This is a genomic window from Corallococcus sp. CA047B (assembly GCF_003612065.1).
GTDB lineage: Bacteria > Myxococcota > Myxococcia > Myxococcales > Myxococcaceae > Corallococcus > Corallococcus praedator.
Genome location: NZ_RAWD01000088.1, coordinates 16,918 through 29,651 on the forward strand (window position 1 = coordinate 16,918; position 12,734 = coordinate 29,651).

A 12,734-nucleotide genomic window follows, 5' to 3' on the forward strand; every position below is an offset into this window, starting at 1 on the left:
CGCTACCCGGCCAATCCCGTCAGCGGCCCCGTGCCGTCACCGAAGGTGGTCACGGGCACGCCGAAAATGTTCAGCAGGGAGATGTAGAGGTTCGCCAGGGGCACGTCCTCGTACTGCACGTGCCGGCCCGGGGAGAGCGCTCCGCCCGCGCGCCCCGCGAGGAGGATGGGCAGGTTCGTGTGCTCGTGCATGTTGCCGTCGGCGACCTCGCTGGAGAAGTACACCGCGCTGTGGTCCAGCAGGGTGCCTTCCCCCTCCAGCACGCCCTTCATGCGCTGGAGGAGGTACGCGTACTGCTCCACCTCCCACTTGTCGATTTTCGCCAGCGCGTCGTAGTTGGCCTGGGCCTTCTGGTGGTGCGAGTACGCGTGGTGTTCGCCGGACAGGCCCAGGAACGAATACACGCGTTGGCTGCGCGCGTTGCCCAGCATGAAGGTGCACGTGCGGGTGAGGTCGCATTGGAACGCGAGCACGATGAGGTCCATCATCGCCTTCGTCTTCTCGCGGACGTCCAGCGTGTCCACGGGGGCCGCGACCGCGCCGCACGTCGGGCCCGCGCCCTCCATCGCGTTGACGCGCATCTCCAGCTCGCGCACGCCGGTGAAGTACTCGTCCAGCTTGCGCCGGTCGGTGGTGCCCAGCCGGCCCTCCAGCGCCTTCGCGTCGTCGCGCACGGCGTCGATGATGCTCAGGCCGTACGCACGCCGCTTCACCAGCTCCGCCTGGGTGATGTTCGGGTCGAAGTCCGCGAACAGCCGCTCGAAGGCGGCGCGGGGACTCGTCTCCTTGGGCACCGGCGTGGAGGGCCCCGCCCAGGCGATGTTGTTCGCGTACGGGCACGCGTAGCCGGAGTCGCAGTTGCCAATGCCCTTGCCCTGGTCGATGCCCAGCTCCAGCGACGGAAAGCGCGTGGCCTTGCCCACGGCCTTCGCCAGCACCTGGTCCATGGAGATGCCGGTGCGGATGTTGGAGCCCTCCGTCTTGAGGGCCTTCACGCAGCTCAGGAACGCGGACGTCGCGGCGGCGTGGTGGCCATCTCCGTCCGGCCTGCCCGGCAGGTTGTCCAGGCCGCTCAGCACCAGCACGTCATTCTTCACGGGCGCCAGGGACGCGAGCGTGGGCGTCAGGGACCAGTTCGCGCCCACGCCCCCGGGCGTCCACTTGGGCATGTGGATGCCACAGGGCGTGTAGAAGACCGCGAAGCGGCGCGGCGCCGGCACGGGGGCACCCCGGGCCACGCCGGGGCGCATGCCTTCCAGCAGGGGCAGCGCCATCAGCGCGCCCATGCCGCGCAACAGGGTCCGACGGGACAGGAGGGGCTGGCGGCTCATGGCGTGGGTCCTTCCGTGTCGCCACCCCGTTTCTGGAACGCGTCGCTGCGGACGATGGCGAGGATGTAGTCGGTGAGTCGGCCGCCCTGGGACTCGGCCTGCTGGGCGATGTCGCGCACGTTGCAGCGGTCAGACGCCTCCGCGCCCCGGCCGAGCGCGTAGGACAGCAGGTGCCGCGTCATGCACGCGGACAGGGCCGGGTCCTGCTTCACCACGGCGCGCATCTCCACCACGCCGTTGAACACCTTGCCCCCGGGCAGCTCCCCGCTGGGGTCCACCGTCGCGCCGCCCTCTTCCTTCACGCGCCAGCGGCCCACCGGATCGAAGTTCTCCAGGCCGAAGCCCAGCGGATCCATCAGCGTGTGGCACCCCGAGCACGTGGGGTCCACGCGGTGCTGTCGCATGCGCTCCTTGATGTTGAGCGTGGGGTCCACCGCCGGGGCCAGTCCGCCCGCGTTGGGAGGCGGAGGCGGCGGTCCCTTGCACAGCAGCTGCTCCAGCACCCACACGCCGCGCTTCACCGGCGAGGTGCGGTCCGCGTTGGCGGTGACGGTGAGCAGCGCCCCCTTGCCGAAGAGGCCCGAGCGCTCCGGGTGGCCCTCCAGCCCCACGCGCGTCATCGCGTCGGTGCCCGGAGGCGGCAGGCCGTAGTGCTTCGCCAGCCGGTCGTTCACGTAGGTGAAGGGCGCGTCCAGCAGGTCCTTGAGCCGGTGGTCGCCGGTGATGAACTCCTGGAACAGCAGCTTCGTCTCCTCCCGCATCGCCTCGCGCAGCGGTTCGTCGAAGCCGTAGCGCGCCTCCGGCTGGGAGAAGTCGAGCGCGCGCGTGTAGAGCCACTGGCCGGCGAAGTTGTCCACCAGCGCCCGGGCCTTGGGGTCCGCCAGCATGCGCCGCACCTGCGCCTCCAGCACCGCCGGGTCGCGCAGGCGGCCACCCTCCGCCACCGTCAGCAGCGCTTCGTCCGGCATGCTGCTCCAGAGGAAGTAGGACAGGCGGCTGGCCAGCTCCACGTCGCTGATGGGGTGCGCGTCGGGGGACGCGCGCGTGGGCTCCAGCTCCACGCGGAAGAGGAAGTGTGGCGACACCAGCACCGAGCGCAGGGCCAGCTTCACCCCCACCTCCGGCGCGTCCCCCTGCTGCCGGGCCACCGCGACGAAGCCGACGAGCCGCTCCACCTCCTGTTCGGACACCGGCCTTCGCCAGGCGCGCCGCGCGAAGGTGCGCAAGATGTCGCGCGCGCACGGCTCCGGCGCGGCGGGGTCCAGCACGCAGGTGCTCAGCGTGCCCTTCGCCCAAGCGGTCTCCACCAACTTCTCCGCCGCGTGCGAATACTTCTCCATCAACAGCGGGGACATGCTGAGCACGTCCGCGTTGTTGTCGAAGCCGAAGCCGTGGTCATCCGGTGGGAAGTCGCGCGCGGGCGCTCGGGTATCGCCCAGCAGGTCGCGCACGGTGTTGTCGTACTCGGCGCGGTTGAGGCGGTGCAGGGTGACGCGGCCCGGGTCGCGCGACTCGAACCGGCACAGGGTGTCCAGCGGATCCACCGGGTTGTTGCCCGGGTCCTCGTCCGGCCCCGGCAGCACCCGAGCCCGGGGCATGGAGGCATCGCAGCTGGCGAGCATCAACACCGCGAGCCCCATCCCCCGCCAGCACCGACTCCGCCTTCGACGACAGGCTGTCACGTCGCGTCCTCCTCCCCACGGATCCGTGGCGGACGCGCTTCAAGCAAAAGCCTCTCCAGTCCCTGCGTGGTGACGGGTGGACGCGGGCTCCATCCCCGGGGAGGGGATGCGCGCGGAGGGAGGGACCGGGAAGGGAAGAGAAGTTCCGCGACCGGGTGGGATACGTGGGCCGCGTGGGCGCCGCGCCGACTCCTGCCCTGGGGGGCGGGTCAGGCGGGCGACGGGCCCCGGGCCTCACCGGAAGCAGGCGGTGCGTGCCTGCTTCCGGGAGGTGCGGATGGCTACTGCGAGTCCTTGGCGGTGCCCGTCGTCTTCGGGGCGCCGTCCAGGTAGGCGCGGAAGGCCTCGAAGGCGTAGGGCCGGCCGAGGAAGTCCTGCACCAGCTCCGCGGCGGGCTTGGAGCCGCCGGGGTCCAGCACGGTGTGGCGGTACTTCATCGCCAGGTCCCGGTCCAGGTAGCCCGTCTCCTGGAACTTCGACTCCAGGTCCTTCGCGATGACGAACGACCACAGGTACGTGTAGTACGCGGCCGAGTACCCATCCAGGTGCCCGAAGGCGAGCTCGAAGTGGGTGCCGTCGCGGAACTCGTGGCGGAAGGGGCTGAGCTTCTTCTGCAGCTCGGAGAGGACCGCGGCCGTGTCGAAGCCCGGCGCGCGCGAGTAGTACTGGAGGCTGACGGCGGACAGGAACAGCTGCCGGCGCGCCCACAGGCCCTGGCCGAACTCCTTCGACGCGCGCAGCTTCTCCACCAGCTCCGCGGGGATGGGCTCGTTCGTCTCATGGTGCTTGGCGAAGCTCTTGAGCACCTCCGGCTGCTGCGCCCACTGCTGCAGCAGCATGGACGGCGTCTCCACGAAGTCGCGCTCGGTGGAGATGCCGGAGATGGGCGTCCACTTCTGGTGGCCGGAGAAGACGGTGTGCATCAGGTGGCCGAACTCGTGGAAGAACGTCTCCACCTCGTCGTGCGTCATCAGGTCGCCGGGGCGCGGGAAGTTGCACACCAGCACGCCCTCCGGCAGCCGCTTGTCGGCTTCACCGGTGATGAGGTCGAACTGCGCCGCGTGCTTGTACTTGTCGTTGCGCGGGTGCATGTCCAGGAAGATGCGGCCCAGCGGCTTTCCGCCCTCCAGCACGTCGTAGGCCTCCACGTCGGAGTGCCACGTCTTCACGTCCTTCACCGTCTGGAACGTCACCCCCCACAGGCTGGAGGTGATGGCCATCACGCCGTCCTTCACCCGCGCGTACTCCAGGTAGGGCCGCACCGTCTGCGAGTCGTAGCCGAAGCGCTCCGCGCGCACCCGGTCCTCGTAGTAGTCGTGGTCCCACGGCTCCACCACCGTGGCGCCCTTCACGTCCTTCTTCTTGCGCGCCAGCAGGTCCGCCATCTCCTTCTTCGCGCGGGCCTCCGTGGACTGCGCCAGCTGGTCGATGAAGTCCGCAGCCGCCTGCTGCGTGCGCGTCATCCGCGTCTCGGTGGTGAAGGCCGCCCAGTTCGCGTACCCCAGCAGCGTCGCCAGCTCGTTGCGCTTCTCGATGAGCTGGGCGAGCACCGCCTGGTTGTTGGGGAACGCGCGCTGCCGGTAGGCGCGCCACAGCTTCTCGCGCGCCTTGGCGTTCTTCGCGTACGTCATGAACGGGAAGTAGTCCGGGTAGTTGCTGGTGATGATGACCTTGCCGTCCGCGCCCGGCGCGTGCGCCTTCTTGTAGTCCTCCGGCAGGCCGTCCAGCTCCTTGGGCGTGAAGGCCACCTTGCGGATGTCCTCCGCGATGTTCTGGCTGAACTGCTGGCCCAGCTTGAGGATCTCCTCGTTGAGCGCCTTCACCTTCTGGCGCGTGGGCTCGTCGCGGTCCACGCCGGCGCGGCGGAACTCCAGCAGCGAGCGGTCCATCCAGTGGCGCGTGGGCGCGTCCGTCTTGGACAGGTCCACCAGCGACAGCGCGTCGTAGACGCTCCGGTCCTGGGCCAGCGCCACGTTGGCCGCGTCCACCTGCTGCTCGCACTCGCGGGCCGCGTCGCGCATGGCGGCGTCCGGGTGCACCTCGTGGGTGAGGCTGGTGCGGTTGGCCGCGTTGATGAGCGCCGTCTGCGCCTCGTCATAGGCCTTGAGCACCGCCTGGCCGTTCGACTTCGCGTCCAGCTTCTTCAGCGCCACCACCTGCGCCTGGGCCCGCTCCAGGTCCGCCTTGCACAGGGCCTTGAAGGTGTCCGGCGTGCCCGCCAGCGGCTCGGAGCCCTTGAAGGGCGCCAGCTGGGGCTTGGACGCATTGGCCGCGATGCGGGCCTGGGCCTCGCGGTTGTTCGTGATGCTGCCGTTGGAGCAACCCGTCGCGGCGAGCGCCGCCATGACGGTGAGCGCGGGGATTTTCAAAGGGACTTCCTCCAAAAGGAACGACGCGAAACGCCGGCCCGTCATGCCACATCCCCACCCCTTCGCGCCTGTCCGCCGTGAACGGCCGGCCTGCCCCGAAGGGCGCTCCTGGAGCCTGCCTGCCCACCGTGACGCACCTCGCCTTGAGCGGCGCCCGGCCGCCCGGTACTCCAGCGGCTGCTTCGTGGTCCATGCAGGTCTCCTGGCCGGAGGGTGACAGACAGATGCGCAAGGCACTGGGTGCGGTCGCGGCGTTGCTGTTGTGGGGCTGTGGTGGCGCGGGGACGGACGTCCCGCCTGCCTCCCCCGCTTCTCCCGATGGACTGACGGTCAGCTCGGAAGCGGGGTTGACCCGGGGCACCTGGGGTCAAGACGTGTCCTTCTCCTCCCGGGAGGTGGAGCCCGGGGTGTACCGGCTGGAGGTGCGCACGCACGGGCTGACGCTCACCGGCCTGATGGACCCCGCGTCCGGCGTGTCCTCGCTGGATGGCTTCGCGGAAGAGAACGCGCAGGACACGCAGGTGGTGGACGCGGACCGCGAAGTGCTGGCGGCCTTCTACCAGGCGCTCAACCAGGGCCTGCCCGCGGGCGACGCGGCGACGCCGGAGGCCATGTACCTGCGGCGCGCGGTGGGCCTGTGGGCGCAGCACCCCACGAGCGTCGCGCTGAAGCGCACGGTGATGGGCGAGCAGGGCCGCGGCTACACGATGCTGTGCAGCTACGCGAAGTGCGCGGGCAAGAACGTGGGCAGCTGTGGCGGCACGTACAACTGGTACTCGTACGCGAAGCACGACTGCGACAAGGGCGGCTTCGACAACGCGAAGAACCAGCAGATCGCCCAGCTGGGCGACCACACGTCGTGCAACGGCGACGAGTACTACATGAGCGGCAGCACCTGGGTGTGCGGTGAGCCGGACCACTGGTCGCGCCCCAAGGTGATGGGCAACTGCTTCGGCCGCTGCGGCGGGGGCTGCGGCGGTGACACGCAGTACACGCTGGACGCGACGAACCACGACGGCTGCGTGCGCAACGGGCACGTGCTGGCGAGCGGCTGGTGCGATGACCAGTTCGTGTCCGCCACGGACGACGAGCTGTTCGCGCCCAACTGCTACTGACGGCGGATGGGACGCGGGGCGCGATACGTGGCGGGGGCGGTGTGGCTGTGGCTCGCCGCGTCCGCCTGCACGTCCACGACGTCCTCGAAGGCGGAGGCCGGGGAGGCGGTGGTGCGCCGCTTCTTCCAGGCCCTGCCGTCCGGGGACTGCGCGGTGCTGGGCCCCCTGCTGGTGAAGGCGCCGGGGCTGCCTTCGTGCGAGGACACGGTGAAGGACCTGCGCGAGCACGACCTGCACCTGGTGGACATCGTCGAAGCGAAGGTGGATGGCCGCGACCCGGACGCGGTGCTCGTGAGGGCGCGCGTGTCCCAGGGAGGCAAGGAGCGGCCGGAGCCCTACTTCTTCCGGGTGGAGCGGCAGGCGGATGGCTGGCGCCTGCGGCTGTGAAGGGCTTCAGGGCCCTTGAAGGGGACGGATGATGCGACGCCGTGAACGGGTGATGCTGGTGGGGGGCGCGGGCCTGCTGGGAGCGGTGGTGATCGCCATCGCGCTCCTGACGTCCCGGGAGACGAATGCTCCCTCCGGCCTGCCTCCGGAGTTCCAGCGGGCCTTGAAGCCCGTGGAGGCGGAGGCCCCCGTCGCGCCGAAGCGGACGGCGCCGGTGCGCGCAGCCGCGCCCGAGCAGCCCGCCGCCACGGTGGTGCCGCCGAGCCCCGGGGACGTGCCGCCGGAGCCGGAGGTGGCCAATGCCCCCGCGCAGCCGAACGACCCCATCGCGGAGGAACTCCCGCAGACGGCGCGCTGGAAGCTGGAGAAGACGGAGCACATCTCGTCGCTGCTGGGGCGGGACGTGACGCGGCTGGAAGGGGAGCGGCAGGAGGCGCGGGCGCGGGGAGACACGGTGCGGGTCGAACAGGTGGAGGCGCTGCTCCAGCGTCACCGCGTCCGGTTGGATGAGCTGCGCGAGGAGGCCCGACTGCTCACCGAGGCCGCCCGGAACGAACCTCCCGAGCCCTGACGTTGGCGCGCCCGGTCCGGAGTTCATGACCGGCCTTCACGCCTGCTCGCCCGCACTCCGGGAGGACGGCCGCCATGCCCGGGGCGGGGTCTTCCGACGCTGTGGGCACTGAGTACGCTCGCTTCTGATTTCCAGGGCTCACCGGCCGGGCGTGCGTGACAGACACGGCGCGGCATGCGCATAGAAAAGGACGTGTCCGTCTCCACCGCGACCGCATCCACCGGACCTGTCCGCTCCACCCGAGGCTCCCGGCTGGCATCCATCGCGGTGGCCAGTGCGCTGTTCATGGAGTTCCTGGACTCCACCGCGCTGTCCACCGCGCTGCCCACGCTGTCGGTGGCCTTCGGCACGGATCCGGTCCACCTCAAGCTCGCGCTGACGTCGTACATCCTCGCCCTGGCGGTGCTCGCGCCGGCCAGTGGGTGGATCGCCGACCGCTACGGCCCGCGCCGCGTCTTCATGACGGCCATGGCCGTGTTCCTGACGGCCTCCGTGCTGTGCGGCTTCTCCCGGTCGCTGGGGCAGCTCGTGCTCTTCCGCACGTTGCAGGGGCTGGGCGGCGCGCTGATGACGCCCGTGGGCCGGCTCATCATCGTCAACTCGGCGCCGCGCGAGAAGCTGGTGTCCGCGATGAGCTGGTTCACCATGCCCGCGCTGGTGGGACCGCTCCTGGGCCCGCCGCTCGCGGGCTTCATCCTGGGCGTCGCGGACTGGCCGTGGATCTTCTTCATCAACGTGCCGGTGGGCCTGCTGGGGATGTGGGCCGTGGCGCGCTTCGTGCCCGTGCTGCACCAGCCCGACCCGGGCCCCTTCGACAAGAAGGGCTTCGCCCTGGCGGTGGTCGCCATCACGACGCTGATGGGCGCGGCGGAGACGGCGGGCATCGGCCTGGTGCCGTGGCCCGCGCAGTTGGGCATCGCGCTGGTGGCCGTGGGGGCGCTGGCCGCCTATGTGCGGCACGCGCTGCGCACGCCGCGTCCGGTGCTCAACCTGCGCCTGCTCCAGGTGCCCACCTTCCGCGCCAGCATGTTGGGGGGTGCGCTGGTGCGCATGGGCCTGGGCGCGACGCCCTTCCTGCTGCCGCTGCTCTTCCAGGTGGGCCTGGGGTGGGGGCCGCTGGAGGCGGGGCTCGTCACCATTGGCACGTCGATGGGGGCCTTCGCGTGCAAGCCGGTGGCGCCCCTGCTCATCCGGCGCGTGGGCTTCCGCAAGACGCTCATCGCCTCCAATCTGCTCACCGCCGCGCTGACGGCCGTGCCCGCCTTCTTCCGCGGGAGCACGCCCATTCCCTTCATCGTCGGCACGCTCATCTGCAGCGGCTTCATGCGCTCACTGCAGTTCACCGCCACCAACACGGTGGCCTACGCGGACCTCCCCAAGGAGGCGGTGAGCAACGCGTCCACGTTCGCGGTGGTGACGCAGCAGATGGCGCTGAGCGTGGGCATCAGCTTCGGTGGCTTGATGCTGCACGTGGCGCGAGGCGGCGGGGACGTGCGCCTCACGCCGGACCGCTTCCTGTTGCCCTTCCTCGCCATCGGACTCGTGTCGTCGCTGGCCGGACCGCTCTTCCGGAGGCTTCCCCCGGACGCGGGCGCGCAAATCGGGGGCAGGGCCACGCCGGCGCGCGGCTGAGGCGGGGGCCCGGCCGTCCACCAAACGACGTCTCCCGCCGCGCAACGCTCCCACGCGAGTGCCGTCGCAGGGCAGACAGGCAGGCGACGCCCCGTCCCCCGCACCTTCTCCGGACCGGCCCCACCCACCAGTTTTCCCGCCAGGAATCCAACGGACGGGGGCTGGAATGGGTTGGGCTGTACTCACGGGACTGCTGCTGACGGGCATGACGGCCGCGACGCCGCCGTCGGCCATCCCGGTGCGGGGTGGCAACGCGCTGACGCTGCCCGCGCACCGGCACATCGTACGGGTGTCGCGCAGCGAGGGCTCCGTGCTGCTCTCCGCCGTGCAGCAGGGCGGGCTGGACGGACACGGGCTGCGCATGTTCCGCAGCGACAACGGCGGCGGCACCTGGAAGCTGGAGGGCGTCATCCACGACGGCTCCACGTATGACCGCGCGGACCTCATCGCGGTGGGTCAGGACGTGGCGCTCGTCTACGCGGTGGAGACGCCGGACAGCACGGGCATCAGCGGCTCCACCAGCCGGGACGTGTACTTCCAGTGGTGGCGCTACAGCGCGTCCAAGGGCCGCTGGAGTCCCCAGTCCCCCGTGCGTGTCTTCGACTCCACCAGCTCCAGCACCGCGTACTACCGCGCGGAGCTGGCGCGCGACTCGAAGGGCCGGCTGTGGGTGCAGGCCTTCTTCCGGGAGAAGGACGCCAGCAACACGCTGAGCATCGCGGTGAGCAGCGACGGCGGCTCCACCTTCCGCGAACAGTCCGCGCTCGCGCGGGACATCCCGAAGCGCGGCGGTGGGCGGCTGGTGAGCCTGGGCAGCCGGTTGATGGTGCTGTGGAGCTCCCACGACGGCCACGACTCCACGCGCTACCGGATCCGCGATGACAGCGCGTCGCTGTCCACCTGGTCCTCCACGCGCACCGCCTTCTCCGACGGCATCTACCACGGGGCCGCGTTGAGCGCGGTGGCGGACGGGAAGGGCGGCCTGCACCTCGTCTACAAGGACAACTCCGAGCGGCTCATCTACCGCCACTTCAACGGCAGCGCGTTCGGCTCCGCGGTGCGCGTGCTGGACGACGGGGACTGGGCCACGCAGCCCGCGCTCACCCGCGTGGGCAGCGCCGTGTACCTCTTCTACAACCAGCCCCGGAGCGACGGCAGCGGCTACCGGCTGTGGGCCCGCGCGCTCTCCTCCAGCGGCAAGCCGGGGGCGGGCAAGGAGCTCGCGTCGGTGTCCGGCTTCGCGGGCTACCCGGCCGCGCCGGAGGTGCTGCCCTCGGGCGTGCCGCTGGTGTGCTTCTTCGGCATCGAGCCGTCCTCCGGCTCCAGCATCCGGCTGTCCTTCTTCTCCACCAGCGCGTCGTCCCTCAAGTCCCAGGCCGTGGCGGCGAAGGAAGCGTCCCAGTCCCAGTTCCAGGAAGACGACCGGCGCGTGGCCGCCACGGGAGGCTCCGGCGGACCGTCCTCGTTCGACCCGCCCCAGGACGTGGGCACGGTGGGCAGCGCGCTGACGGGCCCGTCCCAGCAGGCGATGGCCGCCGGGTGTGGCGGTGCCAGCGCGATGCTCGCGGTGGGGGTGACGTTCCTGCTGATGGAGTGGGGGCGGCGCCGGCGCACGCGGGTCCTGCGCTTCTAGCGGGGGGCACCGGTGGGTCCCCCCGCGACGCGCGGGACGTTGAAGCCGGCCCGGACGACGGGCGCGGGCGGGTCCCTGGAGAGACACTCCGAGGGGCACCGCCCGTGGGCGCGTCTCCCGTCTTCACGAGGAAGGGGAGACGCGAAGCCCGTTCGCGCGAGGCGGTTACGTCGTCGCGGTCGCGGTATCCTGCTCGTCGCCCGTATCGTCGGCGTCGTCGCTGGTACCGGTGTCCTCGGCATCGGCGGGCGCGGTGGAAGCACCCTCCTGGGCGGGAGCGCCACCTTCGGGGTGCGGCTTCTTCTGGCTCGGCGGCGAAGACTTGCGGGCGGCTGCCGCAGCCTGGCGCGCCAGTTCACGGGCCTTCTGCGCGACCTTCGGCGTCGGCGCGAGGATCATGAACATCTGCCGGCCTTCCATGCGCGGCATCTGCTCGGCGACGGCCACGTCCTTCAGGTCCTTGATGACGTCATCGAGGATGGCGCTGCCCAGCTCCTTGTGCGTGATTTCACGCCCGCGGAACTGGATGACGACCTTGGCCTTGTTGCCCTCTTCGATGAACCGGCGGGTGTTGCGCACCTTGAACTCGTAGTCGTGCTCCTCCGTCTTGGGACGGAGCTTCACTTCCTTGAGCTGGATGACCACCTGCGTGCGCTTCGCGTCCGAGGCCTTCTTCTTCTCCTCGTACTTGAACTTGCCGTAGTCCATGATCTTGCAGACTGGCGGCTTGGCCATGGGGCTGACTTCGACGAGGTCGAGCCCCTGCTCCTGCGCGAGCTTCAGCGCGGCTTCGATGGCCATGACGCCCAGCTGCTCGGCGTTCGCACCGACGACACGGACTTCCCGCGCGCGGATGCGGCGGTTGGTTCTCTGGTCCCGGTTGGGACCGCGACTCTTCTGTTCGCGAATGATGTGAACATCCTCCAAAAAGGGTTGCAGACCCACCACCCGTGAAGGTGTGGCGGGCCCTTCAATGCGGCAGGCCCAAACGGCATGAACGGCAGGCAGGCAGCCTGTCTGACTCCCGCTCGGACCGGTAGACCTCCGGACCGAAGAGCGTCATGAAGCACGCCTTCTGGCCGGGTGGGCAGGGAGACGTGCAACGGACTCTATCCGGTTCACGACCCCCCAAGGCAAGGTAACGCGGGCGCTACCCCATTCCCACGACCCCCTGTTACCTATGATGCGCCCCATGGCGAAACGGTCCACCGCGTCCGCCCGGGACCCGACAGGATGCCGACCCCCCAGGGGGGTTGCGCTCGCCGGCTTCCTCCTGCTCGCCTGCCTGCCTGCTTCCAGCCCCTCGGAAGCCACCCCCCCGGCGGTTTCCCGGCCCCAGGGCCTCGTCCAGGGGACGGATGCGCCCGGAGACACGGCGGCGGTGGCGCTGGTGGCCCGGCGCACGCGGTGTGGGGGGGAGCCGCCGGTGCTCCTCTGTTCGGGCGCCCTCATCGCCCCGGACGTGGTGCTGACGGCGGCGCACTGCCTGGCCCTCTTCGGCGAGGCGGGCCCCTATGAGGTCTTCCTGGGCCCGACCCTTCACCCAAAGCCCGGGGCGCCCGGGCCTGGGGGCCGGTTCGTGCGCGTCACCCGCGCCGTGGCCCACCCCTCCTATGACCCGGCGACCCACGCTTGGGACGCGGCCCTCCTGCGGCTGGCGACGCCCGTGGAGGACGTCCCGCCCTACCGGCTCCCCGGCGGGCAGGACGCCCCGGTGGCGGTGGGGAGCTTCGTGCGCGCGGTGGGCTATGGGGACACGAAGGACGCGGCCCGTCCCTCGGGACAGCGGCGGCAGGGCCAGCTCCAGGTGACCGGCGTGCGGACCGACGCCTTCCAGGCGGGGCCCTCCCCGGCGATGACCTGCGTGGGCGACAGCGGCGGTCCCGTGCTGGGCGGTCCGGAGGGCAACGAGGTGCTGTGGGGCCTCACCGTGAGTGGGGACGTGGCCTGTCGCTCGGAGGCGGTCCAGGTGCGGGTGGACGCCCTTTCGGACTTCCTCCAACCCTTCCTGGAC

General features: G+C 70.8%; 10 protein-coding genes. 6 read left to right on the forward strand and 4 right to left on the reverse strand.

Annotated elements, in window-relative coordinates; all coding sequences use genetic code 11:
• Positions 1–2: 2 nt before the first annotated feature.
• From D7X74_RS16165 to D7X74_RS16175, 3 genes are all read right to left on the reverse strand, one after another.
• Positions 3–1,331, reverse strand: coding sequence for a DUF1552 domain-containing protein (locus tag D7X74_RS16165; RefSeq protein ID WP_120533864.1), 1,329 nt, complete (start codon positions 1,329–1,331; stop codon positions 3–5).
• A complete protein-coding gene (locus D7X74_RS16170) occupies positions 1,328–3,013 on the reverse strand; it encodes a DUF1592 domain-containing protein (protein WP_233602118.1) in 1,686 nt (561 codons plus the stop codon). Before D7X74_RS16170 ends, D7X74_RS16165 begins: the two co-directional genes overlap by 4 nt.
• 281 nt (positions 3,014–3,294) lie before the next feature.
• Complete coding sequence (locus D7X74_RS16175) at positions 3,295–5,358, reverse strand: M3 family metallopeptidase (protein ID WP_120533873.1); 2,064 nt, start codon at positions 5,356–5,358, stop codon at positions 3,295–3,297.
• A gap of 248 nt (positions 5,359–5,606) precedes the next feature.
• On the opposite strand from D7X74_RS16175, the gene D7X74_RS16180 reads away from it, so the two are divergent.
• From D7X74_RS16180 to D7X74_RS16200, 5 genes are all read left to right on the forward strand, one after another.
• Entirely contained in the window at positions 5,607–6,497 is an 891-nt protein-coding gene (locus D7X74_RS16180; RefSeq protein ID WP_120533866.1) for a hypothetical protein, read from the forward strand.
• Between the two features lie 6 nt (positions 6,498–6,503).
• Positions 6,504–6,884 carry a hypothetical protein gene (locus D7X74_RS16185; protein ID WP_120533867.1) on the forward strand — a complete coding sequence of 127 codons (381 nt, stop codon included), beginning with the start codon at positions 6,504–6,506 and terminating at the stop codon, positions 6,882–6,884.
• Positions 6,885–6,912: 28 nt separating this feature from the next.
• A complete protein-coding gene (locus D7X74_RS16190) occupies positions 6,913–7,455 on the forward strand; it encodes a hypothetical protein (protein WP_147446579.1) in 543 nt (180 codons plus the stop codon).
• 285 nt (positions 7,456–7,740) lie between these two features.
• Positions 7,741–9,087: an MFS transporter gene (locus D7X74_RS16195; protein ID WP_233595658.1), complete on the forward strand. Its 1,347-nt coding sequence runs from the start codon at positions 7,741–7,743 to the stop codon at positions 9,085–9,087.
• A gap of 166 nt (positions 9,088–9,253) precedes the next feature.
• Complete coding sequence (locus D7X74_RS16200; RefSeq protein WP_120533869.1) at positions 9,254–10,720, forward strand: sialidase family protein; 1,467 nt, start codon at positions 9,254–9,256, stop codon at positions 10,718–10,720.
• Between the two features lie 165 nt (positions 10,721–10,885).
• Here D7X74_RS16200 and infC read toward each other — a convergent pair whose 3' ends face one another.
• The gene (gene infC / locus D7X74_RS16205) at positions 10,886–11,632 is read right to left on the reverse strand and encodes a translation initiation factor IF-3 (RefSeq protein ID WP_120533875.1); all 747 of its coding nucleotides are present in this window, start codon (positions 11,630–11,632) and stop codon (positions 10,886–10,888) included.
• Positions 11,633–11,912: 280 nt separating this feature from the next.
• Here infC and D7X74_RS16210 point away from each other — a divergent pair.
• The coding region (locus D7X74_RS16210) for a trypsin-like serine protease (protein WP_199741835.1) at positions 11,913–12,734 on the forward strand (822 nt) is incomplete at its 3' end.

Coding starts and splice junctions, on each gene's coding strand:
- D7X74_RS16195 (WP_233595658.1), top strand. CDS start 7,741: ATGGAGTTCCTGGACTCCACCGCGCTGTCCACCGCGCTGCCCACGCTG.
- D7X74_RS16165 (WP_120533864.1), bottom strand. CDS start 1,331: ATGAGCCGCCAGCCCCTCCTGTCCCGTCGGACCCTGTTGCGCGGCATG.
- D7X74_RS16175 (WP_120533873.1), bottom strand. CDS start 5,358: ATGGCGGCGCTCGCCGCGACGGGTTGCTCCAACGGCAGCATCACGAAC.
- D7X74_RS16200 (WP_120533869.1), top strand. CDS start 9,254: ATGGGTTGGGCTGTACTCACGGGACTGCTGCTGACGGGCATGACGGCC.
- D7X74_RS16180 (WP_120533866.1), top strand. CDS start 5,607: ATGCGCAAGGCACTGGGTGCGGTCGCGGCGTTGCTGTTGTGGGGCTGT.
- D7X74_RS16190 (WP_147446579.1), top strand. CDS start 6,913: ATGATGCGACGCCGTGAACGGGTGATGCTGGTGGGGGGCGCGGGCCTG.
- D7X74_RS16185 (WP_120533867.1), top strand. CDS start 6,504: ATGGGACGCGGGGCGCGATACGTGGCGGGGGCGGTGTGGCTGTGGCTC.